The organism is Stenotrophomonas sp. FR010, assembly GCF_047520755.2.
Taxonomy (GTDB): Bacteria; Pseudomonadota; Gammaproteobacteria; order Xanthomonadales; family Xanthomonadaceae; genus Stenotrophomonas; species Stenotrophomonas sepilia.
Genome location: NZ_JAXBQT020000012.1, coordinates 12,592 through 34,292, shown reverse-complemented (window position 1 = coordinate 34,292; position 21,701 = coordinate 12,592). Strand labels below are relative to the sequence as shown.

Below are 21,701 nucleotides of genomic sequence, written 5' to 3'. Positions count from 1 at the left end.
GGGCGGACATCACGTCCGCCCACGAAGGGGTACATCGGGTTTCAATGCCGATCAGCGCTGCTGGCCACCGCGGTTGTTGCCGCCGCCAGGTTCCTGCTGTTGCTGCCCGCCTCCCTGGTTGCCGCCCTGGTTGCCACCACCGCGACTGTTCTGGCCGCCTTCGCGGCCGATGTCAGCCATGTGCTGGCGGTCCTGGCTCACTGCTTCGCCGCCCTTGCGGCCGGCTTCGCGTGCTTCTTCCGAGCTGAATTCATGGGCGCTACCTGACTCGTGCGCGGCACGTCCACCCTTGGCGGCGATCTCGCGCCGCTTGTCCTCGTCCATCGAAGCGAAACCGCGGTTGCTGTTGCCCTGGCTCTGGTTCTGGTTGGCCATGGAAAGTCTCCTTGGGTTCAGCCGCCCGATTGGCGGCAGCGACCATCTTCCAGATCCGGCGCTAGACGGCGGTGGCATGGCTGCCAACGTGGCGTCATCCGGAAGCCCGCGATTCCTCATCCTGCCTCCACGAACCATGGTGCACGCGTGTGCGCACCGGCAGGCACGTCTTCCGCAACCCAACCGCGCGTCAACGCGATGCGGAAGGGCCACGCGACAGTTCGACGCAGCCTCCACACCGATCTCACCGCGCGTACGATCCGCGTGGCTAAGGTAGAGCGGTCTGCAACAACCGGTGGTGCCATGCCTTTTCGAGCAATTGCCTACGTAAGTGAAGCCTCCCGCAACCTGACGGAACAGCGGCTGCAGCAGCTTGTGGCGGAGGCGGTGCAGTTCAACGAATCCGTCGATGTGACCGGCACACTGCTGTTCGATGGCTCGCGCTTCCTGCAGTACCTGGAAGGCCCGGAGGCAGGAATCAAGGCCGCTTACATGCGCATTCTGGGAGCCAGCAGCCACAGTGGGATCGTCGAACTGAACCGGGGCAGGGTGGGGCGTCGACAGTTTCCGCACTGGCGGATGCGCAGCGTGCGGGTGGACGAGCTGGCGCTCGGAAAGATCGCCATCTCCGACTGGACAGGCTTCGTGCGCAGCGCGTCGGCGCTGCAGTCGGGCACCAGTGCACTGGATCGTCTGCTGTCGGTTTCGCAGTCGCACACGGAGGAAGGTGCGGGCGGCATCACCGAACCGGACGGGCAGCTGGCACGATGAATGCCACAGCCGCCCCGGTTGCGCCCGCCCCACCACGCGTCGGTTGTGCGGGCTGGTCGCTGCCGCGGGCGGTTCACGAAGCGTTCGGCGCGGGCGACAGCGCACTGCAGCGCTATGCCACACGCCTGCCGATGGTGGAGATCAACTCGTCCTTCTATCGACCGCACCAGCCCAGCACCTACGCGCGATGGGCGGTGAGCGTTCCGGAGGGCTTCCGGTTCGCGGTGAAACTGCCGCGGGAGATCAGCCATGAGCGCCGGCTGCGCGATGCGATGCAGCCGTTCGAGCAGTTCCTGGATGGCGTGCTGGAGCTGGGTGGAAAGCTGGGGCCGCTACTGCTGCAGTTGCCGCCAAGCCTGGTGTACGACGCGGCCACGACCAGGGAATTCCTGCGGGGCCTGCGTTCACGCACCCAGGCCGATGTGGCGTGCGAGCCGCGCCACCCGAGCTGGTTCACGCCGGAAGTGGATGCACTTCTGAGTGCGCATGGCGTGGCACGGGTCGCTGCGGATCCGGCACGTGTGCCGGTTGCAGCGATTCCCGGCGGTGACCGCACGTGGAGCTACTGGCGCTGGCACGGCCAACCGCAGATCTATCGCAGTGCGTACAGTGAACAGGCCCTGGCCGCGCTCGCGGAACGGCTGCGGCGCGAATCCGACGCGCAACGACCCGCCTGGTGCGTACTGGACAATACCGCACTGGGCCATGCCACCCGCAACGCCCTGCGCCTGCAGGCGCTGCTGTCGGAGAACGCACATGCCTGAAGGCCCTTCCATCGTGCTGTTGCGCGAAGCCGCAAGCCATTTCAAGGGGCACGTGGTCCGCACCGTGTCCGGTAACAGCCGCATCGACCTGTCACCGCTGCAGGGCCGCAGGGTCAAGGCGGTCCGCAGTTGGGGCAAGCACTTCCTGCTGGAGTTCAGCCGCCACACGCTGCGCATCCATCTGATGATGTTCGGCAGCTGGCGCATCGATGAAAGGAAGCCAACCCCGCCGCGTGTATCCCTGATGCTCGACAATGGCGAGCTGAACTTCTATGCGTGTTCCGTGCGGCTGATCGAGGAGCCGTTGGACGATGTCTACGATTGGCGCGCGGACGTGATGAACGACGCCTGGGATCCGAAGCTGGCCCGGCGCAAGCTGAAGGCCCTGCCGGACGTCATGGTCTGTGATGCGCTCCTGGACCAGACCGTCTTCGCCGGCGTGGGCAACATCATCAAGAACGAGGTGCTGTTCCGGATAGGCGTGCATCCCGCCTCCCGGCTGGGCGACCTGCCGCCACGAAGGCTTACCGCCTTGATCGAGCAGGCTCGCGCCTACAGCTTCGATTTCCTGGAGTGGAAGCGCCGCTTCGAGCTGAAGAAGCATTGGCAGGTGCACACGAAAAAGGTCTGTCCCCTGTGTGGTGGCCCGATCAGCAAGCTCTATCTGGGGACGACGCGGCGACGCACGTTCTTCTGCCCGAATGATCAGGTGCTGTACGGGCCCTGAGGCGGCCATCCGTGGCCGCCGGGTTCCGGCGTGCGCCGGTCAGGCGGCCTGCGCGGCCTTGGCGTTGCCGCCGCCCTTGGCCAGCAGGGTCAGCTTTTCGTCGGTGGCCTTCTCTTCCTCCAGCGTCTCCAGCAGCAGCGGAAGGGCATCCTTGTAGCCCAGCTGCTTGGCCAGCGCGGCGATGGTGCCGTAGGACGCAATCTCGTAATGCTCGACCTTCTGCGCGCCGCCGATAAGGGCCGCATCCCGCACCGGCCCCTTGTCGATGCTGTCGATCACTTCCTTGCCTTCCTCCACCAGGCCCTCCATCGCCGCACACTTGATGCGCTTCAGGCGAATGCCAAGCACCTCCACCACCTGATCGATGCGTTCGATCTGGCCCTGCGTTTCTTCCAGGTGCGTTTCGAACGCTGCCGCCAGGTCCGGGTTCTCGGCCGCACGGGCCAGGCGCGGGAGGGCCTTGGTCAGCTGCTTCTCGGCACTGTAGATATCCGAGAGTTCGTGGATGAACAGGTCTTCCGCCGTCTTGATAGCCATACTGGGCTCCGCAGTGAGTGGAGTGCCCAGCGTAGGTCACGACCGGTTGCGATCGGGCAGGGGCCAGGTGAAGGAGGCATGTGAGCGCCCGCAGGAATATTGCGCATGGTCTTTACGAGAGTGCGCCCGAACCGCACGGCATGCAGCGGCCTCCTCATCCGTGTGACGGTCCGGCCCCATCAACAGTGGGGGAATGTAATGCCAAACCTTCAGGCAATACGCATCAACAATCAGCAGGGTGGGAGAGCCCGGCGTTGGCCGGGGCGGCACCAAGCCATCACCTGGCCCACCACCGCCGTCAACAGCAGCATCGCATTGGTCACCACGAAGACCACGCTGCCCAGCATCGCGCTGTACACCGTGAACAGCGCAGATGCGGTCATCTGGCCTGCGAACACCCACCTGGACACGGCTTCCGGGTTGGACGACTGCCACTGCTTCACCATCTGCCGGATCAAGGTTGCCATCAGTACCGCCGTGGCGGCCCAGCCAAGTACGTCGGGGTGCATGACGGCCTCCGGTGTGTGGGCACCCAACGCTAGCCCTTGGCTGGCAAGGCCGTACGAACGGGAGGTGAAGACAACATCCCGCTTCCGGCGCCCTCACGCCATGCACTCCGCAGCGGCGACAATGGCCCCTCGGGCGCACCATGCGCGATCCGCCCACCGAATGCAGGAATGCTGAGATGTCCAACACCCCCTTTGGCGAATCGTCATGTGCTGCCGCAGCCAGCGGCTGCATCGAGGTGCGCGGTGCGCGCGAGCACAACCTGAAGAATGTCGATGTCTCCATTCCACGCAATGCACTGGTGGTGTTCTCCGGCGTGTCGGGGTCCGGCAAGTCCTCGTTGGCCTTCGGCACGGTCTTCGCCGAGGCGCAGCGGCGCTACTTCGAATCCGTCGCGCCGTACGCGCGTCGCCTGATCGACCAGGCCGGCGTGCCCGACGTGGATGCCATCGACGGCCTGCCGCCGGCGGTGGCCTTGCAGCAGCAGCGCGGCGCGAGCAATGCGCGCTCGTCGGTGGGCAGCGTGACCACGCTGTCCAGCCTGGTGCGCATGATGTACTCGCGGGCGGGGGCCTACCCGGCCCGCCAGCCCATGCTGTACGCCGAAGACTTCTCGCCCAACACCCCACAGGGTGCCTGCAGTACCTGCCACGGCCTGGGGCACGTCTACGAGGTGACCGAAGCGCTGATGGTGCCGGACCCGTCGTTGAGCATCCGCGAGCGCGCCATCGCCTCCTGGCCACCGGCATGGCATGGCCAGAACCTGCGCGACATCCTGGTCACGCTGGGCTACGACATCGATGTGCCGTGGAAGAAGCTGCCGAAAAAGGACCGGGACTGGATCCTGTTCACCGAGGAAACGCCCACGGTGCCGGTCTATGCCGGCTTCACGCCGGCCGAGACCCGCGCCGCGCTCAAGCGCAAGCTGGAGCCCAGCTACATGGGCACGTACACCGGCGCACGCCGCTACGTGCTGCACACCTTTGCCAACACCCAGAGCGCGCTGATGCGCAAGCGTGTTTCCCGCTACATGGAAGGCCGGCTGTGCCCCGCCTGCCAGGGAAAGCGCCTGAAGCCGGAAGCGCTTTCGGTCACCTTCGCCGGCGTGGACATCGGCGAGTTCATGCGGCTGCCGCTGGACCAGCTGGCGGCCTTGCTCGAGCCCATCGCGCAGGGCGATTTCAGTGCACACAGCCACGGCGCGCGTACCAGCAGGCGTGCAACGCCCCGCGATCGCGCCAAGCGGGCAGCAAGTGGCCGCGCGACCCACGAAGGCGCCCCCGACGTGCGCCTGACCTCAGCCCTGTCAGAGGAGAAGCGCCTGGCGGCACAACGGCTGGCGGGTGGGGTCATGGCGCGGGTACGACAACTTCGCGAGCTCGGCCTGGGCTATCTCTCGCTGGACCGCGCCACGCCCACACTGTCGGCCGGCGAACTGCAGCGCCTGCGCCTGGCTACGCAGCTCAGCTCGTTGCTGTTCGGCGTGCTGTACGTGCTCGACGAACCCTCGGCCGGCCTGCATCCGGCCGACAGCCAAGCGCTGTACGACGCACTGGAACGGCTGCGCGACGGCGGTAACTCGGTGTTCGTTGTTGAACATGATCTGGAGCTGATGCGCCGCGCGCAGTGGCTGGTGGATGTCGGCCCACAGGCAGGAGAGCATGGCGGACGTGTTCTCTACAGTGGCGAGCCCGATGGCCTGCGCAACGTTCAGGATTCGCGTACGGCGCAGTACCTGTTCGACCGGGTGCCCGCGCCGGCCAGCCGGCAGCGCAGTGCCAACAGCTGGCTGGCGCTGCAAGGCATCCATCGCCACAACCTGCACGGCGTGGATGCGCAGGTGCCGTTGGGGTTGCTGACTGCAGTGACCGGCATTTCCGGATCGGGCAAGTCCAGCCTGATGGCGCAGGCGCTGCCTGAGCTGATGCTGCTGCACCTTGGGCATGAGACAGCAGACGACGGCGCCGACAGCGCGCCCACGGATGGACCCACCGTGATCGAAGCCACTCGGGGCCAGCTGGCCGGCGACGTAGACGCCATTCAACGCGTGGTACAGGTAGACCAGAAGCCCATCGGGCGTACGCCACGCTCCAACCTGGTTACCTACACGGGCCTGTTCGACCACGTGCGCAAGCTGTTCGCCGCGACATCCGACGCGCGCCGCCGCCGATTCGACGCGGGCCGCTTTTCGTTCAACGTGGCCAAGGGCCGATGCGAAACGTGCGAAGGCGAGGGCTTCGTCAGCGTCGAACTGCTGTTCATGCCCAGCGTCTATGCACCATGCCCCACCTGCCACGGCGCCCGCTACAACGAAGCCACGCTGAGGGTGCAGTGGAACGGCCGCAACATTGCCGAGGTCCTGCAGATGACGGTGGACCAGGCCCATGCGTTCTTCGCCGAAGAGGAGGCCATCGCCCGCCCGCTGCAGCTGCTGCAGGAGATCGGCCTGGGCTACCTGCGGCTGGGCCAGCCAGCTACCGAACTTTCAGGTGGCGAGGCGCAACGCATCAAGCTGGCCACAGAGTTGCAGCGCAGCCAGCGCGGGCGCACGCTGTACGTGCTGGACGAACCCACCACCGGCCTGCATGCGGCAGACGCGGACAGGCTGCTGATGCAGCTTCAGCGGCTGGTGGACGCAGGCAACACGGTAGTGATGATCGAGCACGACATGCGTTCTGTCGCGCAGGCCGACTGGGTGATCGACGTCGGCCCGGGCGCTGGCGGCGCGGGCGGCACCATCGTGGCGGCTGGGACGCCGCATCAGGTGGCCCACGCCAAGGGCAGCAGGACGGCACCGTTCCTGGCATCCGAGCTGGGGTAGGGTGTGCGCGAGCGGAATCATCCGGCAGGAGGCCCCTAGCCGCAGGACAGCAGCGTCCAGCAACGATCGGCAATCTCTGCCGCGCCAGGGTGGCCGCGCAGGCTTGATCGTTTCGCAAGGCGGCACTGCAGATCGTCCATCCAGGCTGACCGGGTACCGTGCGGATCTCTCACCTAGATATCGCAGGCAAGCCGGATGACCGGCGCCACTTCGTGCCGGAAACTCATCGCGGGCAGCGCACCCAGATTGAACGCGGTTTCCCAGTGGGCCAGCTCGCGCTCCACATCGACAACGTGCTTGCTTCTTCCGTGGCTCACGGCGCCTACCCCTGTTCGAAACCTCACTGTACACGCTTGCTGCCGGGAGCCTGTTCATCACAACCGTTCATACAACGCGCTTGCCGGCACGTTCCCGTAACGGCAACAGGCCCACAGTCAATCGGCAGCACACTTGCTGCGACGGAGAATCGAAATGAACAGCGTCCCCGAACAGAACAGGAATGACCGCTCCAACGCGTCCGCTGAAGCAGAACAGCCTGCACAGCAGGGGCAGGGCGAGGGGGGCGAACCCGGCGGGGAGGAGCCCGGCAAGCAAGGACAGCAACAGCAGCAGGACAACAAGGATAGCGAGAGCCCGAAGCCAGCGGATGAAAAGAAGGGCGGTCTCGGCGGCGATACCCGCCGCTGAGGAACAGGAGGAGCCGCGCGTCGCGCGGCTGCTTCCGCGCAGCAGACAGGGAGCGCGCATGTCCTCGCAAAGCCAGGCGATCAGCCTGATGACCAAGATCATGTACCAGTGCCGCCCGGAGAGAACGACGACGATGGCGCAATGCCGTTGCTGCGATGCGCCCAGTCCTGGCGGGATGGAGTGCGCACGGTGCCTGACCGGAAGGCTTGGCGAAACGATTCACAATCGTGGCGCAGCGTTCGGCTGGCTGGAGTCGTTCCGCAGGGTCCAGCAGGACGAAGCACACGTATTCGAATGCGCAAAGCGCGCCGATGCGGCATCTTCCTAGGCGTCGCATCCAGACCTGACATCGCGCAGGCGTATGCTCGGGTCATCCAGGAGCAACGCCATGACTTTTCCGATCTGCATCTACGATAGAACGGGCACGGGGCTCCGGCTGCCCACGGGGTGGTGGATCGACCTTCAGTCCGATCTGCCCGCGCTGGTGAACGGCGCCGCACGTATCGACCTTCCGCGCTCTTCGAAAGACGAGCATCCACGCTTGGATCCAGAGGTCCTGAGGGACCTTTTCCGGCGCATCGGGGGTTCGCAGTGGCTAGGTTGAATCCGGTGCGTTCCCTGGGAGTGCGCTGGCTGTTCTTCCGTCTTCGCAACGGCCAATCCATCAGTCCCGCCAGGTTGATGTCCGTCTGGTCCGAGGCTGCCGAATCCAATGAGTGCGCCGTGCGCCGCGAGATCATCGACGGCGCAGGCTACGTCTATGCCCTGTACGCGCCCAACAGCCTGCTTTCCCCCCGGCGTGTGGAGCTGCGCATGAGAGCGCTGCTGGAGGAGGCGGGCTACGCCTTCACGATGGGTAGCCTGGCAGGGCGTCACCCCGGCGACGGTTGAGGCGCGGCGCTGAGGCGCCGGCCGGACAGTCCATGCGTCGCTCTCATTCGGGGCCATCAGGCTCCAGAGGTTCGTCAGGTGCGGGATCGAAGAGCGCCAGCATCCGTTCCCGCCGGCACTGTTCGAGCCAGTGGTGCCATATCTCCACCTCGTCCATCAGCCCCGTGGCACCGCACGCGGGGCACGTGAGCGTCGTGCCCAATGGACTCGTCTTGAGGCCCTCGTCCTGAGTCATTGATGAGCGCAAGCCGCAGCTCTTGCAGGTGGATCGCAATTGATCGAGGCGAACGATGGCCCCATTGCGCGCAAGAAGGGGCTGGATCGCGTGGATCCGGAAGGCATTGGGAGGATGCATGGCCGTGTCGTCTGGGGCTGGACACGGGAGCAAAGGATTCTGCGCCGGAGAAGAGCCGTGAGAGCGCAGTGTGCTTTGTTGGAGGTTAACCCTTCATCAAGGTGCACACCGCGCGCCATGATTGGCCTGAAATCCCACGGCCGCAATCGTGCACTGACGTGGACGCCGGCGCTCGTCCGGTGCCGGCCCTGCCTCTGGGCAGGAAGGGCTCCGCCATCACAACGGAGCCCCGTACACTCACTTTTCCTGCAGGAACGCCAGCAGGTCCTGGTTGACCTTGTCCTTGTGGGTGTCGGTCAGGCCGTGCGGCGCACCCGGGTAGACAATCAGCTTTGCGCCCTTGATGAGCTTCGCCGATTGGCGGCCTGAGATGCCGATCGGCACGATCTGGTCGTCGTCACCGTGGATGACCAGGGTGGGCACATCGAATTTCTTCAGGTCTGCGCGGAAATCGGTGGCCGAGAACGCAGCGATCGAGTCGTAGGTGTTCTTGTGGCCGCCCTGCATGCCCTGCGCCCACCACGCATCGATCAGCCCCTGCGACACCTTCGCGCCCGGGCGGTTGAAGCCGTAGAACGGGCCCGACGGAATGTCCTTGTACAGCTGCGCGCGGTTTTCCATCTGTGCCTTGCGGATGCCATCGAACACTTCGATCGGCAGGCCGTTCGGGTTGTCGGCGGTCTTCAGCATGAACGGCGGTACCGAGCTGATCAGCACGGCCTTCTTCACCCGCCCGGTGCCATGCCGGCCGATGTAGCGCGCCACTTCGCCGCCACCGGTGGAGAAGCCCACCAGGGTCACATCGTGCAGGTCCAGCGTATTGATCACCGTGGCCAGGTCATCAGCGTAGTGATCCATGTCGTTGCCATCCCACGGCTGGCTGGAACGGCCGTGGCCGCGACGGTCATGGGCAATGACGCGGTAGCCGTGGTTGGCCAGGAAGATCATCTGCGATTCCCAGCTGTCCGAGTTCAACGGCCAGCCGTGGCTGAAGGTCACGACCGGGCCGTTCTTCGGGCCCCAGTCCTTGTAGTACAGCTGCACGCCATCGGCGGTGGTGATGTAGGTGGCGGTGCGCGCGATGCTGGTGACTGCCGCCGGCGTGGCCGGTTCGGCGGCCTGCGCGGACAGGCCGGCCTGGACCGAGAGGGCGAGGCTGGCAACGGCCAGGGTACGGGCGAAGGTGTTCATGCGGGAACTCTCATGGGTGGGTGGTGAGACGTACTTTGCGCCAGCAATCAGGCATCTGGGATATGACAAGTCCGAATTTCTTGATAGATCGTCCTGATTGCGCGGACCCACAGTGGGGTCGACTGGATGATCATCCGAAGCTGCCTGACCTGGGCCTGCGCACTACCGAACGAGCCAGAGGCGCTTGCAATGGTGGCATTGCAGCCGGTTCCGCATTGCTTCCCGGAACGCAACATGACGTACCCCTTCACGGCGCTACCGCACCTGCGGCGTGCTGCCTAGGCTGATCCCACACGGCACCTGCCGTGTTCCGGGCCCATTGCCCGCGCAGTGGCCCGTCTTCCCATGAACTCCGCAGCGCTGGCCTGCCAGGCAACCGTGCCCTGGCATTGCCACTGCCTGCGCCATGGGCAAGCGCCCGGATTCGTTCGCGCCAGCCTTGCATTGCTGCCCGCCAAATGGCTCTTCGTGGAGATCCCTCATGTTCAGTATGGAAAACACCGCCGCGCCCATTGCTCCCGCCCTCGATGAACTGGTGCCCTCGCGCTACGCCCTGAAAGTGGGCGACGTCGAGGTGCTGGTGATCAGCGATGGCGTCCTGCCGTTGCCCACCCAGATGCTCGGCCACAACGTGCCGGCCGCCGACCGTGCCGAATGGTTCGAAGAGATGTACCTGCCCCAGGATGCCTTCGACTGGGCATTGAACGTGATGGTGGTGCACAGCGGTGATCGCACCATCCTCATCGATGCCGGCCTGGGCATGGACCCGGACCTGCAGCTGCCGCGCGCCGGCCAGCTGATCCGCCGCCTCGGTGCCGCCGGCATCAACCTGGGCGAAATCACCGACGTGGTGATTACCCACATGCACATGGACCACGTCGGCGGCCTGCTGGTTGAAGGCGTAAAGGAACGGCTGCGCCCGGACCTGAAAATCCACGTCGCAGCCGCGGAAGTGGAGTTCTGGAAGTCGCCGGACTTCAGCCGTACCAACATGCCGCAGGGCTTCCCCGATGCACTGCGCGCCACGGCCAAGCACTTCTGGGCCGAGTACAGCAGCTATGTGCACACCTTCCAGGACGAACAGCAGATCGCGCCGGGCGTGACGGCCCGCCGTTCCGGTGGGCATACCCCGGGCCACTGCGTGGTGCGCGTAGCGTCCGCGGGGCAGGCCCTGACCTTTGCCGGTGACGCGGTGTTCGCGGTCGGCTTCGACCAGCCGAACTGGCACAACGGCTTCGAGCACGACCCGGAGGAATCCGCACGCGTTCGCATTGCTCTGCTGAAGGAACTGGCCGGCACCGGTGAAATGCTGGTGGCCACGCATCTTCCGTTCCCGTCAGTGGGCCGGGTGTCGCTGGAGGGCGAGACTTTCCGCTGGGTGCCGGTGTTCTGGGACTTCTGATCGGATCCTGCGGATACAGCGCAAGCAGAAGTTTTCGACGGGGCGCATCGGCGCCCCGCTCGAATCCCGCAAGGGCGGCCGGCAACGGACGCCATCCCTGGCTGGCGTGGAACTACTGGATGGCGATAGGGCGAGCCAACCGCTGCAGCTTGCGCGGGTTGCGCTGCACCAGAACCTGCGTGATCCGCTCGCCATCGGTCTCGAAGGCCATCGCCGCCTCCAGCTCGCCATCGAAATAGCGCAGCAGTCCCAGCCGTCCGTTGAGCATGGCCGGTACCATCCGCAACTGCGCGCTGCGCCGCAGGTGCGGGGCATACAGCAGCTGGGCAATGCGTGCGCCCCCGACCATCGGCCCTGGGAAGCTGGTGACGATACCGCCGCCGTCACCCACCAGCTCGGCCGATTCGGCCATCAACGCCTTCATCGTGCGGAAATCGCCACTGGATGCAGCCTCGGCGAAGCGGCGCAGCAGTTTCTGGTGCACGTCCTGCGGGACGTTGTAGCGCGGGCGCTCCTGCCTGAGCTGCTGGCGCGCGCGATGCACGATCTGCCGGCAGGCGGCCTCTGTCTTGTCCAGGGTGCGCGCAACCACCGCGTAATCCTGATCGAACACATCGTGAAGCAGGAAAGCCGCACGCGCATCCGGGGCCAACCGTTCCAGCACACTGAGGAAGGCGACCGACAGATCGCTGGCGGTTTCCAGCACGTACTCGGGCGTGGCGGTGTCATCGGTCAGCAGCGGCTCGGGCAACCACATGCCCACATAGTGTTCGCGCGCATGCCGGGCCAGGCGCAGGCCATCAATGGCGCGACGGGTGGTGGTCGCCACCAGCCAGGCTTCCGGATTCTCGATCTGTGACTGGTCGGTGCCATGCCAGCGCAGCCAGACATCCTGCACCACGTCTTCGGCTTCGTGCGAAGACCCAAGCATGCGGTAGGCCACGCCGAACAGGCGTGGGCGGAGACGTGAGAACAGCGCAGTGGATTCGTCCATGCCAGCGTAGACGGGACAGGTCCCCGGATTGTGACACCCGGGAACCTGTCGCTGGTGCCAGCGCCGGACGTGCGATCAGTGCGGCGGCAGCACCGCCGGCTTCCCGATGTCCTTGATCAGGAACACCACGAACTTCGCCGGCTCGGTGGCGCTGGCGTTGCGGCCTACGGTGTGCAGATCGGCCGGGCCTTCATGGAAGGCCTCGCCCGGGCCAAGGGTGACTTCCTTGCCGCCGGCCACACCCATCACGATCCGCCCTTCCAGGACATAGACGAAGCCATGGGCATCGTGGCGGTGGACAGGATCGGCGCCACCCGGCGGATACTCCACGGTAAGGATCAGCGCTTCCTTGCCGGGCTGCTCCGGCAGGGCGCGGGTCATCACCTCGCGCACCAAGGGCTGGGGCGCAGGAGAGGGCGGGGTGGCGGCAGCGCCGCACAGTGGCAGCAGCGCAAACAGGACCAGAACAGAGCGACGCATGGCAGGTCTCCAAAGCGGTAGAGGAGGGCCGCAGCATGGGGCAGCGGCCGAAGGATCAGGCCAGGCCGGCCTTGTCCAGGCCAAAGGCCGTATCCAGGGTGCCGGGCGTGGTACGGAAGGCAACGTTGGCGCGGTTCCAGGCGTTGATCGCCATCACCGCGTGGGTGAGGTCGACAATTTCCTGATCGGACAGCTGGCCGCGCACGCGTGCGTACAGCTCGTCGGGCACGCCCTGCGCCGGCAGCTGGGTCAGTACTTCGGTCCAGGCCAGGCAGGCGCGCTCGCGCGGGCTGAACAGCGTTGATTCACGCCATGCCGCAAGGTGATGCAGGCGCAGCGGACGCTCGCCGCGCAGGGTGGCTTCCTTCACGTGCATGTCCAGGCAGAAGCCACAGCCGTTGAGCTGCGATGCACGGATGTTGACCAGATCGATGATGGCCGCTTCGATCGAGGCGGTGTGGGCGGCATGCGAGTACAGGCCGAGCTTCTTGAACAGTTCGGGGGATTGCGCGGCGTAATCCAGGCGTGCGGTCATGGTGTGTTCCTGTAGCGTGTGAAGGGCACAGCGAGGCTAGGCCTGCATTCGCAATGCCGGTAGGCGGGGGCCGGGCCGCACGCTGTTGCATGAAAAGCACCAATGTCCTGTCACAGCGGCCGATGCTCGGCCGTCTGCCGGGCATGGACACCTCATCGCACCTGCGCACCGCATCGCGCCCTGCCAGCGAACAGGTCTGGCAGGCCTTCCTCACCGCATTGCGCGAACTGCCGCCCGATGCACGTGCGGTACTGTTGCTGCACGACGTGCTGGGTGCCGGATTCGAGGACATCGTGCCCCTGCTGGGGCTCGATCTTGCCGCGTGCAGGCAACGGTTGAAGCTGGCGCGGAGCCACCTGCACGCACAACGTGCCCGCCCGGAGCCAGGCCACCCATGAACGCCTCAACGCCCCGCCTGGCCAGCGACGGCCACGATGCGCTCAATGCGTCCTTCTCCACCAGCTACGCCGGCGTGCTGGCCTTCATTGCAGTGGCGTCCGAGGGCAGCTTCGCGCGCGCGGCCGACCGCCTCGGCATCGGCCGCTCGGCCGTCAGCCGCAGCGTGCAGAAGCTGGAAAGCCAGCTGGGCGTGCGGTTGTTCCTGCGCACCACGCGCTCGACCACGCTCACCCGCGAAGGCGAGCTGTTCCTCGAGGGCTGCAACCCGGGCGTGACCTGCATCCTGCAGGCGCTGGAGGAAATGCGCGACCTGCGCGAGGGCCCGCCGCGCGGGCACCTGCGCATCAGTGCCAGCCACGGCTTCGGCCGTCGGGTGATTGCGCCCTTGCTGGCAGCCTTCCGTGCCGAGTACCCGCAGGTATCCGTGGAGCTGCTGCTGGACGAGCAGGCCCCCGACCTGGCCGGTGATCGCATCGACGTGGCGTTTCGCGACGGCCTACTGGAAGACAGCCAAGTGATTGCCAAGCAGCTGGTGCCGATGCAGCTGGTCGTATGTGCATCACCGGCGTACGCGCAGGTGCACGGCCTTCCCGCGTCGGTGGACACGCTGCCCACGCATGCCTGCATCGGGCGGCGCCTGCCGGGCGGACGCATGCAGCCCTGGGAATTCCGTGTCGACGGTGCCGAAGTACACCTTCAGCCGCCTGCTGCACTGGTGTTCAACGATGCCGACCTGGCCCTGCAGGCCGTCATCGACGGGCTGGGCATCGCCCAGCTGCCCAGCTATCAGGTGCGTGAAGCGCTGGGGGCGGGCAGGGTGGTGACCTGCCTGGATCGGCATGCGCCGCTCGATCGCGGCCACTACCTGTGCTACCTCAGCCGCCGCCAGCTGCCCAAGCGCGTGCGTGCCTTCATCGACTTCAGCACGCAGCGGGTGCGCGCGCTCGAACTGGATGTGATCTCGCACTGGGAAGCACGCCAGCAGGCCACCCCTCTGAAGCCAGGCGCACAGCCTGCCTTGGCCTGAGCGTACTGGTGCGTGCCGGGCAACAGTGCGCGGCCGGTCACGGACCTACTCCCTCGCGCCCGCGCCACCTACGATGCCTGCGCCCGGCCACACCCGGCAGCCCCTCTACATACCAGGAGACACGCAATGAAGTTCCTCGTCATCGGTGGTACCGGCCGCATCGGCAGCAAGGTGGTGGAACGCCTGCGTGTCGCCGGGCATGCGGTCGTGGTGGCAGCGCCCTCCACCGGGGTGGATGTACTGACCGGCGAGGGCTTGGATGCCGCCATGGACGGCGTCGACGTGGTGGTGGACCTGGCCAACTCGCCCTCGTTCGAAGACGCAGCAGTGCTTTCGTTCTTCGTGACCGCCGGCCACAACATACTTGCGGCCGCCACCCGTGCCGGCGTGCGCCACCATGTCGCGCTTTCTGTTGTGGGCACCGACAAGCTTGCCGCCAGTGGCTACTTCCGCGGCAAGATCGCCCAGGAGCGGCTGATCCGCGACTCGGGCCTGCCGTACACCATCATCCATTCCACGCAGTTCTTCGAGTTCCTGCCGGGCATCATCCAGTCCGCCGGCGACGGGACGGCCGTGCGGCTGCCGGCCGCCGACGTGCAGCCGATTGCCGCCGAGGATGTTGCCGAAGCGGTGGCACGCATCGCGCAGCAGGCGCCAGCCAATGGAGTGCTGGAGATCGCCGGGCCGCAGCGCAGCGCGATGGCGGATCTGGCCAGGCGCTATCTGCAACTGACGGGTGATTCCCGGCAGGTGGTGGCGGACGCCGATGCACTGTACTTCGGCGCGCCGCTGCAGACCGAGACGCTGGTGCCCGCGGGCCACGCGTGGCTGGGGCAGGTCGATTTCGAAGCCTGGCTGCAGCAGTCCGGTCTGTTGCAGCGGCAGCCTGCCTGAGCGGCGAATGGATCGCCTGCCGCAGCTGCGTTTGATGGAGCCGTGCAATGACCGAGCTGAAGCCGCCTTCGCCTGCCATGCTGGACCGCTACCAGGGCGACGACGTGAAGCCGCTGTACACCGGCCGCGTGCGGGTGAGCGGAGGCCAGGCCCAGCATGGGCGGGCGTCCGGCGTCGTGCGATCGGACGACGGTGCACTGGCGGTGGACCTGCGCCTGCCGCCGGAGCTCGGCGGGCCTGGCGGCGGCGCCAATCCCGAGCAGCTGCTGGCTGCGGGCTATGCCGGCTGCTTCCACGGCGCCATGGTGCTGGTGGCCGCGCGCGCCGGCCTGCTGCTGCACAACCCCAGCATCGAAGTGGCGGTCACCTTCGCCCGTGATCCGGCAGATGGGCTGTACCTGCTGTCGGCCGAGATCGTGGTACATCTTCCCGGCATGGATGAGAACCTGGCCTGCGAACTCGTTCGCAACACCGAACGCGTCTGCCCATACGCCAAGATGTTCCATCGTGGCGTCAGCCATGCGGTGCATGTGCGGGTCGGCCCGCAGGCTTCGCCTCTGTAGAGTCGAGCCATGCTCGACCATGGGAAGTGGCAACTCAGTCAAGCCCGCCGTAGTTGGCCTGCAGGCTGGGAATGAGTCCGGGTGTCCATGAAAGGGCTGGATGCAGTCGATTTCTTCGGACTTGCTACAACATGTTCTTCTGGGCACTCAGGCTGACTGCCTTGGCAGGGTCGTACATTTCGCCGACTTCACAGATCTGTACCCCACGGATGGGCATAGTGGCCTTTGGGTAGTGTGAGCGCGTCCATCCAGCCACGGGGTTTCCCCGAACGCCAGGAGGTCACTGTGCCAAGTTGTGATGAAGGAATGAAGTTGACGCGTCGCCAGGTGATCGCCGGCGGCGTCACGACCGTGGCGATGTCCGCCGCACCGGGGGCATCATCGCTCGCCGCCGAACTGGCGGCGCCCCCGCCGCCCAGGCCGCCGGTCATCAGCACGGTGGCCTTGACCGTCAACGGCGAGCGGCGGGAGCTTGAGCTCGACACCCGGACCACGCTGCTCGATGCCCTGCGCGAACATCTGAAGCTGACCGGGACCAAGAAGGGCTGCGACCACGGTCAATGCGGTGCCTGTACCGTGCTGGTCAATGGTGAGCGCATCAATGCCTGCCTCAGCCTGGCGGTACAGCACCAGGGCGATGCCATCACCACCATCGAAGGCCTCGGCACCCCCGATGACCTGCATCCGATGCAGGCCGCCTTCATCAAGCATGATGGCTACCAGTGCGGGTATTGCACGCCGGGGCAGATCTGTTCGGCGGTGGCGGTACTGGACGAGATCAAGCGGGGTGTCCCCAGCCATGTGCAGGCGGATGTCAGCGCACGGCCCCGGGCCACCAACATGGAAATGCGCGAACGCATGAGCGGCAACCTCTGCCGCTGCGGCGCCTATTCCAATATTGCCGAGGCGATGGCAGAGGTCGCTGGCGTGACCTCTGCAGGGAGGCGCTCATGAGGGCCTTCAGTTACGAACGCGCGAAATCCCCGGCCGAGGCCGCCAAGGCCGTCGCCGGTACCGAGGGCGCGAAGTTCCTGGCCGGAGGGACCAACCTGCTCGACCTGATGAAGCTGGAGGTCGAGACGCCAGCGCATCTGGTCGATGTGCAGGACATCGGCCTGGACAGGATTGAACCCACCGACGAGGGCGGCCTGCGCATCGGCACGCTGGTCACCAATACCGCACTGGCCTCGCATGAGCGCGTGCGCCGCGACTACGCGGTGCTGACCCGCGCGATCGTGGCAGGCGCCTCCGGGCAGCTGCGCAACAAAGCCACCACCGGCGGCAACCTGCTGCAGCGCACGCGCTGCCCATATTTCTACGACCCCAATCTGCCTTGCAACAAGCGCCTGCCCGGATCCGGCTGCGGCGCACTCGAGGGGTTCTCCCGGCAGATGGGCGTAATCGGCACCTCGAACAGCTGCATCGCGACCTATCCGGGCGACATGGCGGTGGCCCTGCGGGTGCTGGACGCCTCGATCCAGACCGTCAGGGGTGACGGCAGTACGCGCAGCATCCCGATTGCCGATTTCCATCGTTCCCCCGGCGACAGGCCGCAGCAGGACAACGTGCTGCAGCGCGGTGAGCTGATCACCCACGTCACGCTGCCAGAACCCTTGGGCGGTCGGCACGTGTACCACAAGGTACGTGACCGCGCGTCCTATGCGTTCGCACTGGTGTCGGTCGCCGCAGTCGTGCAGCGTGACGGCTCGGCGCGGTTCGCCTTCGGTGGGGTCGCGCCGAAGCCGTGGCGCGTCGAGGCGGCCGAACCGCTGCTGCGCGACGGCGTAAAGGCCGCGGCCCGGCAGGTGTTCGCCGGTGCCCGTCCGACGCCGGAGAACGCGTTCAAGATCGCGCTCGCCGAGCGCACTCTCGCAGCGGTGCTGGTGGAAGGAGAGCGCTGATGCCCCTTGAATTCAATGCCCCCGCCGGCGACAACCTGTTCGACAAGGCCAAGGTCGTCGGCAAGTCGACGCCGCGCATCGACGGTCCACGCAAGACCACCGGCACCGCCCCCTATGCCTACGAGCGCCATGACGTGGCGCCGAACCAGGCCTACGGCTACATCGTCGGTGCGGGCATCGGCAAGGGGCGCATCATTTCGATGGATGCCTCCCGCGCACGTGCCGCGCCCGGCGTACTGGCGGTCATCACCGCACCGGAAACCAAGCCCGTCGGCACATCGAACTGGAACAATGCACCGTTGTTCGGCGGAGCAGAGGTGGCCCACTACCATCAGGCCATCGCCTGCGTGGTGGCAGAGACCTTCGAGCAGGCCCGCGCCGCCGCGGCGCTGATCCGCACCCGCTACGAGCGCAGCAAGGGCCGCTTCGATTTCCCGGCCCTGGCACCGTCCGCGCCGCTGGCAAAGGGGCGTGACGGCAAGCCCGACCGGCAGGCGCTGGGCGATTTCGACACCGCCTACGCGAGCGCCGCGGTCAAGCTCGACGAGACTTACCACACCTCCGACGAAAGTCATTCGATGATGGAGCCGCACGCCACCATCGCCGCCTGGGAGGGTGACACGCTCACGCTGTGGACGGCGAACCAGATGATCGACTGGGCCAGGCAGGGCATGGCGGCGATCCTCGGCATCGATCCTGCCAAGGTGCGCGTGGACTCCCCCTATATCGGCGGCGGCTTCGGCGGCAAGCTGTTTGTCCGTGCCGACGCGGTGCTGGCCGCGTTGGCGGCCAAGCAGGTCGGGCGGCCGGTGAAGATCGCGCTGCAACGCCCGTTGATGCCCAACAACACCACCCACCGGCACGCGACAATTCAACGCATCCGGATCGGCTGCGGAAAGGATGGCCGGATCTCCGCCATCGCCCATGAGAACTGGTCGGGCAACATCAACGGCGAGGATGGCGAAAACGGCACCCTGCAGACGCCCAAGCTCTATGCAGGCGCCAACCGCCTGGTGGCCAACTACATCGCCACGCTCGACATGCCCGAAGGCAATGCGATGCGCGCACCGGGCGAAGCACCGGGCCACATGGCGCTGGAAGTGGCGATGGACGAAATGGCCGAGAAGCTGGGTCTGGACCCGATCGCGTTCCGCATCCTCAACGAGCCAGAGGTCGTGCCCGGCGATCCGTCCAAGAAGTTCTCCGACCGCAACCTGGTGCGCTGCCTGCGCGAAGGCGCGGAGCGCTTCAACTGGAACAAGCGCAACCCCAGGCCGGCGCAGGTCAGGGAAGGGGACTGGCTGGTCGGCATGGGCGTGTCTGCGGGCTATCGCGGCGCACCGACGATGAAGTCGGCGGCGCGGGTCCGGCTGGACGGCCAGGGCGGGGTGATTGTCGAGACCGACATGACCGACATCGGCACCGGCTCCTACACGATCATCGCGCAGACGGCAGCCGAGACCATGGGCGTGCCGCTGGACCAGGTCCAAGTGACCCTCGGAGACTCCCGCCATCCCGCCTCCGCCGGTTCCGGCGGCCAGTGGGGCGCGGCAAGCTCCACCGCAGGCGTGTACGCGGCGTGCGTCAGCCTGCGCCGCAAGGTGGGTGAGAAACTGGGCTTCGACGGCGACACCGCAGACTTCGCCAATGGCCGCATCCAGGCGGGTGGGCGGACCATCAAGCTGGCGGAGGCGGGCACACTGTCGGCGGAGGACGGCATTGCCTTCGGCGACTTCAAGCAAGGCTACGACGTCGGCACCTATGCAGGGCATTTCTGCGAGGTCGCCGTGCATGCCTACACTGGAGAGACGCGCATCCGCCGCATGCTTGCCGTATGCGATGGCGGCCGGATTCTCAATCCGCTGTCCGCACGCAGCCAGGTCATCGGCGGGATGGTGATGGGTGCGGGCGCGACCCTGATGGAGGAGCTGGTGGTCGACAAACGGCTGGGCTTGTTCATCAACCACGACCTGGCCGGCTACGAGGTTCCCGTGCACGCCGACATCCCGTACCAGGAAGTGGTCTTCCTCGACACGCTGGATCCGGTGATCTCGCCGATGAAGGCCAAGGGTGTGGGTGAACTGGGCATCTGCGGGGTCGGCGCCGCGATCGCCAATGCGGTCTACAACGCAACCGGCGTGCGCGTGCGCAACTATCCCATCACCTTGGACAAGCTGTTGCCCGGCTTGCCCGACGTAGGCTGACGGTGCGCATGGACCGACCCGTAGCCTCGCCCAATTTGGAGGTCTCCGCCGCAGGCGGAGGGGAGCCCGGCGATCTTGCCGAGGACCTGTCCGCAGCGCCGGGCTTCCTCGCCGAAGGCAGCCCGCGCGGCGTGCTCGAGACGGCCTTGACGCGCGTGCGCGCGGGGGAGCACGCCGTGCTCGCGCTGGTGCTGGAAACCGATGGCTCCACCTACGCCGGTGCCGGCGACATGGTGCTGTTCTGCAACGGCGGCCAGGTCGGCTGGCTGAGCGGCGGATGCCTGGAGCCCGAGCTCGCGCGTCGCGCGGAGCAGGTGAGCGCGGCAGGGCGGGTCGACTGGATCGAGATCGACACCCGCAGTGACGACGACCTGTTGAGTGGGTCCGCGCTCGGGTGCCGCGGCCGGCTGCGGATTGCGCTCCTGCCATTGCGTGCCATGGCCGGCATCGACGACGTCATCGAGGCTTGGTTGCGCGAGGGTGTGTCACTCCAGCGCGACCTTCGTACGTCGGGGCAGGTCATTTTCCGTGCCGGCCATCACGAGCAGGCGTGGCAGCTGCATCCGATGGAGGGTACGCAGCCCTTTGGCGAGGGTGCGTGGCGTTTGCCGTTGCCCCGGCTTCCGCGGGCCCTGGTGTTGGGGGGCGGTCCCGAAACGCCCTTGCTGGTTCCGTTGCTGCGGGGCCTGGGGTGGCGGGTCAGCGTGGCCGAACGGCGAGCGCGCTGGGCCTCAGCCGGGCAGTGCGCAGATGCGCATCTTCAGACCAGCCCGGCCGAGGCCCTTCATGGCGACCCGTGCGACGCGGTACTGGTGATGCATCACGATTTCGAACTGGACCGGGAGGCGCTGGTGGCCCTGGCTGATACCAAAGTTATGTTCATTGGACTGCTGGGTCCGCGGCGAAGGCGCGAGGACCTGTTCAAGTTGCTGACACCGGATCAGCGCCACCGCCTTTCCCCGAGACTTCGATCACCTGTCGGCCTGGACATCGGCGGCCGAGGGCCAGAGGCGATTTCGCTCAGCATCGCCGCGCAGCTGCAGCAATGGCGAAGCGCGCACGGCAGGTGACTGATGCGCATGCGGTCGTCGTGCTGGCTGCCGGCGGGAGCACCCGACTTGGCCAGCCCAAGCAGCTTCTGACCCGGCAGGGCGAGACCCTGGTACATCGCGTGGTGCGGTTGGCGCGCGAGGTCGCGCCAGCGCAGGTACTGGTCGTGGCGGGCGCGAACGCACAGGCCGTGACATCCAGCATTGCCGGGCTGGACGCCACCCCGGTAACCAACCCCCACTGGGAACGCGGCCTGGCGAGCAGCCTGCAGGTTGCCAGCGCACACCTGCTGCCCACGGTGACTGCGGTGATGGTCGTGGCATGCGACCAGCCCGCAATCGAGCGCTCCCATCTGCAGGCGCTGCTTTCGGGTGCCCGCGCCTCGGCGTCAGGGTGCGCTGGCACCCGTCATGGAGACGCGCTTGGCATTCCTGCAGTAGTGCCGCGTGCATGGTTCAACTCTGCGCATGCAACCGGTGACCGCGGCTTCGGAGCGCGCCTGCGGCAACTTCCTGTCGATACGGTGCATGTGCTACAGGCACCGGAACTGGGCCTGGATATCGATACGCCAGAAGATCTTGCGCGTGCGCGCGATGCGGGCTGGATCGATGCCGGGAGGTGACCCG

26 protein-coding genes are annotated in these 21,701 nt (G+C 66.5%); 17 read left to right on the top strand and 9 right to left on the bottom strand.

Annotation, left to right across the window (positions count from 1 at the left end):
* Window positions 1–51: 51 nt before the first annotated feature.
* The gene (locus ACM0PK_RS12295; RefSeq protein WP_414607257.1) at window positions 52–375 is read right to left on the bottom strand and encodes a KGG domain-containing protein; all 324 of its coding nucleotides are present in this window, start codon (window positions 373–375) and stop codon (window positions 52–54) included.
* A 303-nt stretch (window positions 376–678) separates the two neighbouring features.
* On the opposite strand from ACM0PK_RS12295, the gene ACM0PK_RS12290 reads away from it, so the two are divergent.
* From ACM0PK_RS12290 to ACM0PK_RS12280, 3 genes are read left to right on the top strand one after another with little or no spacing between them, the layout of a single operon-like run.
* Window positions 679–1,146 carry a BLUF domain-containing protein gene (locus ACM0PK_RS12290; protein ID WP_414607278.1) on the top strand — a complete coding sequence of 156 codons (468 nt, stop codon included), beginning with the start codon at window positions 679–681 and terminating at the stop codon, window positions 1,144–1,146.
* Entirely contained in the window at window positions 1,143–1,910 is a 768-nt protein-coding gene (locus tag ACM0PK_RS12285; RefSeq protein ID WP_414607258.1) for a DUF72 domain-containing protein, read from the top strand. Before ACM0PK_RS12290 ends, ACM0PK_RS12285 begins: the two co-directional genes overlap by 4 nt.
* The gene (locus tag ACM0PK_RS12280; RefSeq protein WP_414607279.1) at window positions 1,903–2,637 is read left to right on the top strand and encodes a DNA-formamidopyrimidine glycosylase family protein; all 735 of its coding nucleotides are present in this window, start codon (window positions 1,903–1,905) and stop codon (window positions 2,635–2,637) included. Before ACM0PK_RS12285 ends, ACM0PK_RS12280 begins: the two co-directional genes overlap by 8 nt.
* Before the next feature lie 39 nt (window positions 2,638–2,676).
* Here the strand turns inward: ACM0PK_RS12280 and ACM0PK_RS12275 are convergent, their stop codons facing one another.
* Window positions 2,677–3,174 carry a YciE/YciF ferroxidase family protein gene (locus ACM0PK_RS12275; protein ID WP_005416567.1) on the bottom strand — a complete coding sequence of 166 codons (498 nt, stop codon included), beginning with the start codon at window positions 3,172–3,174 and terminating at the stop codon, window positions 2,677–2,679.
* A 230-nt stretch (window positions 3,175–3,404) separates the two neighbouring features.
* Complete coding sequence (locus tag ACM0PK_RS12270; protein ID WP_414607259.1) at window positions 3,405–3,683, bottom strand: hypothetical protein; 279 nt, start codon at window positions 3,681–3,683, stop codon at window positions 3,405–3,407.
* A 176-nt stretch (window positions 3,684–3,859) separates the two neighbouring features.
* Between ACM0PK_RS12270 and ACM0PK_RS12265 the strand changes: the two genes are divergently transcribed.
* Entirely contained in the window at window positions 3,860–6,502 is a 2,643-nt protein-coding gene (locus ACM0PK_RS12265) for an excinuclease ABC subunit UvrA (protein ID WP_414607260.1), read from the top strand.
* A gap of 173 nt (window positions 6,503–6,675) precedes the next feature.
* Here the strand turns inward: ACM0PK_RS12265 and ACM0PK_RS12260 are convergent, their stop codons facing one another.
* The gene (locus tag ACM0PK_RS12260; RefSeq protein ID WP_414607261.1) at window positions 6,676–6,819 is read right to left on the bottom strand and encodes a hypothetical protein; all 144 of its coding nucleotides are present in this window, start codon (window positions 6,817–6,819) and stop codon (window positions 6,676–6,678) included.
* Window positions 6,820–6,973: 154 nt separating this feature from the next.
* Between ACM0PK_RS12260 and ACM0PK_RS12255 the strand changes: the two genes are divergently transcribed.
* The 3 genes from ACM0PK_RS12255 (at window position 6,974) to ACM0PK_RS12245 (ending at window position 8,080) form a co-directional block, all read left to right on the top strand.
* Window positions 6,974–7,189, top strand: coding sequence for a hypothetical protein (locus tag ACM0PK_RS12255; RefSeq protein ID WP_134955596.1), 216 nt, complete (start codon window positions 6,974–6,976; stop codon window positions 7,187–7,189).
* Between the two features lie 58 nt (window positions 7,190–7,247).
* Window positions 7,248–7,517: a hypothetical protein gene (locus ACM0PK_RS12250; RefSeq protein WP_005416562.1), complete on the top strand. Its 270-nt coding sequence runs from the start codon at window positions 7,248–7,250 to the stop codon at window positions 7,515–7,517.
* A gap of 281 nt (window positions 7,518–7,798) precedes the next feature.
* A complete protein-coding gene (locus ACM0PK_RS12245) occupies window positions 7,799–8,080 on the top strand; it encodes a hypothetical protein (protein WP_005416560.1) in 282 nt (93 codons plus the stop codon).
* A gap of 43 nt (window positions 8,081–8,123) precedes the next feature.
* On the opposite strand, the gene ACM0PK_RS12240 is transcribed toward ACM0PK_RS12245, so the two are convergent.
* Window positions 8,124–8,435, bottom strand: coding sequence for a hypothetical protein (locus ACM0PK_RS12240; protein WP_061478249.1), 312 nt, complete (start codon window positions 8,433–8,435; stop codon window positions 8,124–8,126).
* A 237-nt stretch (window positions 8,436–8,672) separates the two neighbouring features.
* Window positions 8,673–9,626 (bottom strand): alpha/beta fold hydrolase, encoded by a 954-nt coding sequence (locus tag ACM0PK_RS12235; protein WP_414607262.1) that lies wholly within the window; start codon window positions 9,624–9,626, stop codon window positions 8,673–8,675.
* Between the two features lie 481 nt (window positions 9,627–10,107).
* Here ACM0PK_RS12235 and ACM0PK_RS12230 point away from each other — a divergent pair, with 481 nt between their 5' ends.
* A complete protein-coding gene (locus ACM0PK_RS12230; RefSeq protein WP_414607263.1) occupies window positions 10,108–11,028 on the top strand; it encodes an MBL fold metallo-hydrolase in 921 nt (306 codons plus the stop codon).
* A 112-nt stretch (window positions 11,029–11,140) separates the two neighbouring features.
* Here the strand turns inward: ACM0PK_RS12230 and ACM0PK_RS12225 are convergent, their stop codons facing one another.
* The 3 genes from ACM0PK_RS12225 to ACM0PK_RS12215 form a co-directional block, all read right to left on the bottom strand.
* Complete coding sequence (locus tag ACM0PK_RS12225; protein ID WP_065186738.1) at window positions 11,141–12,022, bottom strand: RNA polymerase sigma-70 factor; 882 nt, start codon at window positions 12,020–12,022, stop codon at window positions 11,141–11,143.
* A gap of 75 nt (window positions 12,023–12,097) precedes the next feature.
* The gene (locus ACM0PK_RS12220; RefSeq protein ID WP_125436986.1) at window positions 12,098–12,502 is read right to left on the bottom strand and encodes a cupin domain-containing protein; all 405 of its coding nucleotides are present in this window, start codon (window positions 12,500–12,502) and stop codon (window positions 12,098–12,100) included.
* Between the two features lie 55 nt (window positions 12,503–12,557).
* Window positions 12,558–13,037, bottom strand: a complete 480-nt coding sequence (locus ACM0PK_RS12215; protein WP_139727109.1) for a carboxymuconolactone decarboxylase family protein — start codon at window positions 13,035–13,037, stop codon at window positions 12,558–12,560.
* An 89-nt stretch (window positions 13,038–13,126) separates the two neighbouring features.
* Here ACM0PK_RS12215 and ACM0PK_RS12210 point away from each other — a divergent pair, with 89 nt between their 5' ends.
* The 9 genes from ACM0PK_RS12210 (at window position 13,127) to ACM0PK_RS12170 (ending at window position 21,697) form a co-directional block, all read left to right on the top strand.
* A complete protein-coding gene (locus ACM0PK_RS12210) occupies window positions 13,127–13,435 on the top strand; it encodes a sigma factor-like helix-turn-helix DNA-binding protein (protein ID WP_065186736.1) in 309 nt (102 codons plus the stop codon).
* Window positions 13,432–14,463 (top strand): LysR family transcriptional regulator, encoded by a 1,032-nt coding sequence (locus ACM0PK_RS12205; protein WP_414607264.1) that lies wholly within the window; start codon window positions 13,432–13,434, stop codon window positions 14,461–14,463. The genes ACM0PK_RS12210 and ACM0PK_RS12205 overlap by 4 nt, the downstream gene beginning before the upstream one ends.
* A gap of 126 nt (window positions 14,464–14,589) precedes the next feature.
* Window positions 14,590–15,357 carry an SDR family oxidoreductase gene (locus ACM0PK_RS12200; RefSeq protein ID WP_005416551.1) on the top strand — a complete coding sequence of 256 codons (768 nt, stop codon included), beginning with the start codon at window positions 14,590–14,592 and terminating at the stop codon, window positions 15,355–15,357.
* A gap of 47 nt (window positions 15,358–15,404) precedes the next feature.
* A complete protein-coding gene (locus ACM0PK_RS12195; RefSeq protein WP_065186733.1) occupies window positions 15,405–15,920 on the top strand; it encodes an Ohr family peroxiredoxin in 516 nt (171 codons plus the stop codon).
* A gap of 306 nt (window positions 15,921–16,226) precedes the next feature.
* Complete coding sequence (paoA, locus tag ACM0PK_RS12190; RefSeq protein WP_005416549.1) at window positions 16,227–16,874, top strand: aldehyde dehydrogenase iron-sulfur subunit PaoA; 648 nt, start codon at window positions 16,227–16,229, stop codon at window positions 16,872–16,874.
* Window positions 16,871–17,821 (top strand): FAD binding domain-containing protein, encoded by a 951-nt coding sequence (locus tag ACM0PK_RS12185; RefSeq protein ID WP_414607265.1) that lies wholly within the window; start codon window positions 16,871–16,873, stop codon window positions 17,819–17,821. The genes paoA and ACM0PK_RS12185 overlap by 4 nt, the downstream gene beginning before the upstream one ends.
* Window positions 17,821–20,025, top strand: a complete 2,205-nt coding sequence (gene paoC, locus ACM0PK_RS12180) for an aldehyde oxidoreductase molybdenum-binding subunit PaoC (RefSeq protein WP_414607266.1) — start codon at window positions 17,821–17,823, stop codon at window positions 20,023–20,025. The genes ACM0PK_RS12185 and paoC overlap by 1 nt, the downstream gene beginning before the upstream one ends.
* Before the next feature lie 8 nt (window positions 20,026–20,033).
* Window positions 20,034–21,095, top strand: a complete 1,062-nt coding sequence (locus ACM0PK_RS12175) for an XdhC family protein (RefSeq protein ID WP_414607267.1) — start codon at window positions 20,034–20,036, stop codon at window positions 21,093–21,095.
* Entirely contained in the window at window positions 21,071–21,697 is a 627-nt protein-coding gene (locus ACM0PK_RS12170) for a nucleotidyltransferase family protein (protein WP_414607268.1), read from the top strand. The genes ACM0PK_RS12175 and ACM0PK_RS12170 overlap by 25 nt, the downstream gene beginning before the upstream one ends.
* The last annotated feature ends 4 nt before the right edge of the window (window positions 21,698–21,701 follow it).

What these genes read in the sequence shown, in the direction of transcription:
- ACM0PK_RS12295 (WP_414607257.1), bottom strand. Translation starts at nt 375, where the DNA reads ATGGCCAACCAGAACCAGAGCCAGGGCAACAGCAACCGCGGTTTCGCT.
- ACM0PK_RS12290 (WP_414607278.1), top strand. Translation starts at nt 679, where the DNA reads ATGCCTTTTCGAGCAATTGCCTACGTAAGTGAAGCCTCCCGCAACCTG.
- ACM0PK_RS12285 (WP_414607258.1), top strand. Translation starts at nt 1,143, where the DNA reads ATGAATGCCACAGCCGCCCCGGTTGCGCCCGCCCCACCACGCGTCGGT.
- ACM0PK_RS12280 (WP_414607279.1), top strand. Translation starts at nt 1,903, where the DNA reads ATGCCTGAAGGCCCTTCCATCGTGCTGTTGCGCGAAGCCGCAAGCCAT.
- ACM0PK_RS12275 (WP_005416567.1), bottom strand. Translation starts at nt 3,174, where the DNA reads ATGGCTATCAAGACGGCGGAAGACCTGTTCATCCACGAACTCTCGGAT.
- ACM0PK_RS12270 (WP_414607259.1), bottom strand. Translation starts at nt 3,683, where the DNA reads ATGCACCCCGACGTACTTGGCTGGGCCGCCACGGCGGTACTGATGGCA.
- ACM0PK_RS12265 (WP_414607260.1), top strand. Translation starts at nt 3,860, where the DNA reads ATGTCCAACACCCCCTTTGGCGAATCGTCATGTGCTGCCGCAGCCAGC.
- ACM0PK_RS12255 (WP_134955596.1), top strand. Translation starts at nt 6,974, where the DNA reads ATGAACAGCGTCCCCGAACAGAACAGGAATGACCGCTCCAACGCGTCC.
- ACM0PK_RS12250 (WP_005416562.1), top strand. Translation starts at nt 7,248, where the DNA reads ATGTCCTCGCAAAGCCAGGCGATCAGCCTGATGACCAAGATCATGTAC.
- ACM0PK_RS12240 (WP_061478249.1), bottom strand. Translation starts at nt 8,435, where the DNA reads ATGCATCCTCCCAATGCCTTCCGGATCCACGCGATCCAGCCCCTTCTT.
- ACM0PK_RS12235 (WP_414607262.1), bottom strand. Translation starts at nt 9,626, where the DNA reads ATGAACACCTTCGCCCGTACCCTGGCCGTTGCCAGCCTCGCCCTCTCG.
- ACM0PK_RS12230 (WP_414607263.1), top strand. Translation starts at nt 10,108, where the DNA reads ATGTTCAGTATGGAAAACACCGCCGCGCCCATTGCTCCCGCCCTCGAT.
- ACM0PK_RS12225 (WP_065186738.1), bottom strand. Translation starts at nt 12,022, where the DNA reads ATGGACGAATCCACTGCGCTGTTCTCACGTCTCCGCCCACGCCTGTTC.
- ACM0PK_RS12220 (WP_125436986.1), bottom strand. Translation starts at nt 12,502, where the DNA reads ATGCGTCGCTCTGTTCTGGTCCTGTTTGCGCTGCTGCCACTGTGCGGC.
- ACM0PK_RS12215 (WP_139727109.1), bottom strand. Translation starts at nt 13,037, where the DNA reads ATGACCGCACGCCTGGATTACGCCGCGCAATCCCCCGAACTGTTCAAG.
- ACM0PK_RS12210 (WP_065186736.1), top strand. Translation starts at nt 13,127, where the DNA reads ATGAAAAGCACCAATGTCCTGTCACAGCGGCCGATGCTCGGCCGTCTG.
- ACM0PK_RS12205 (WP_414607264.1), top strand. Translation starts at nt 13,432, where the DNA reads ATGAACGCCTCAACGCCCCGCCTGGCCAGCGACGGCCACGATGCGCTC.
- ACM0PK_RS12200 (WP_005416551.1), top strand. Translation starts at nt 14,590, where the DNA reads ATGAAGTTCCTCGTCATCGGTGGTACCGGCCGCATCGGCAGCAAGGTG.
- ACM0PK_RS12195 (WP_065186733.1), top strand. Translation starts at nt 15,405, where the DNA reads ATGACCGAGCTGAAGCCGCCTTCGCCTGCCATGCTGGACCGCTACCAG.
- paoA (WP_005416549.1), top strand. Translation starts at nt 16,227, where the DNA reads ATGAAGTTGACGCGTCGCCAGGTGATCGCCGGCGGCGTCACGACCGTG.
- ACM0PK_RS12185 (WP_414607265.1), top strand. Translation starts at nt 16,871, where the DNA reads ATGAGGGCCTTCAGTTACGAACGCGCGAAATCCCCGGCCGAGGCCGCC.
- paoC (WP_414607266.1), top strand. Translation starts at nt 17,821, where the DNA reads ATGCCCCTTGAATTCAATGCCCCCGCCGGCGACAACCTGTTCGACAAG.
- ACM0PK_RS12175 (WP_414607267.1), top strand. Translation starts at nt 20,034, where the DNA reads ATGGACCGACCCGTAGCCTCGCCCAATTTGGAGGTCTCCGCCGCAGGC.
- ACM0PK_RS12170 (WP_414607268.1), top strand. Translation starts at nt 21,071, where the DNA reads ATGGCGAAGCGCGCACGGCAGGTGACTGATGCGCATGCGGTCGTCGTG.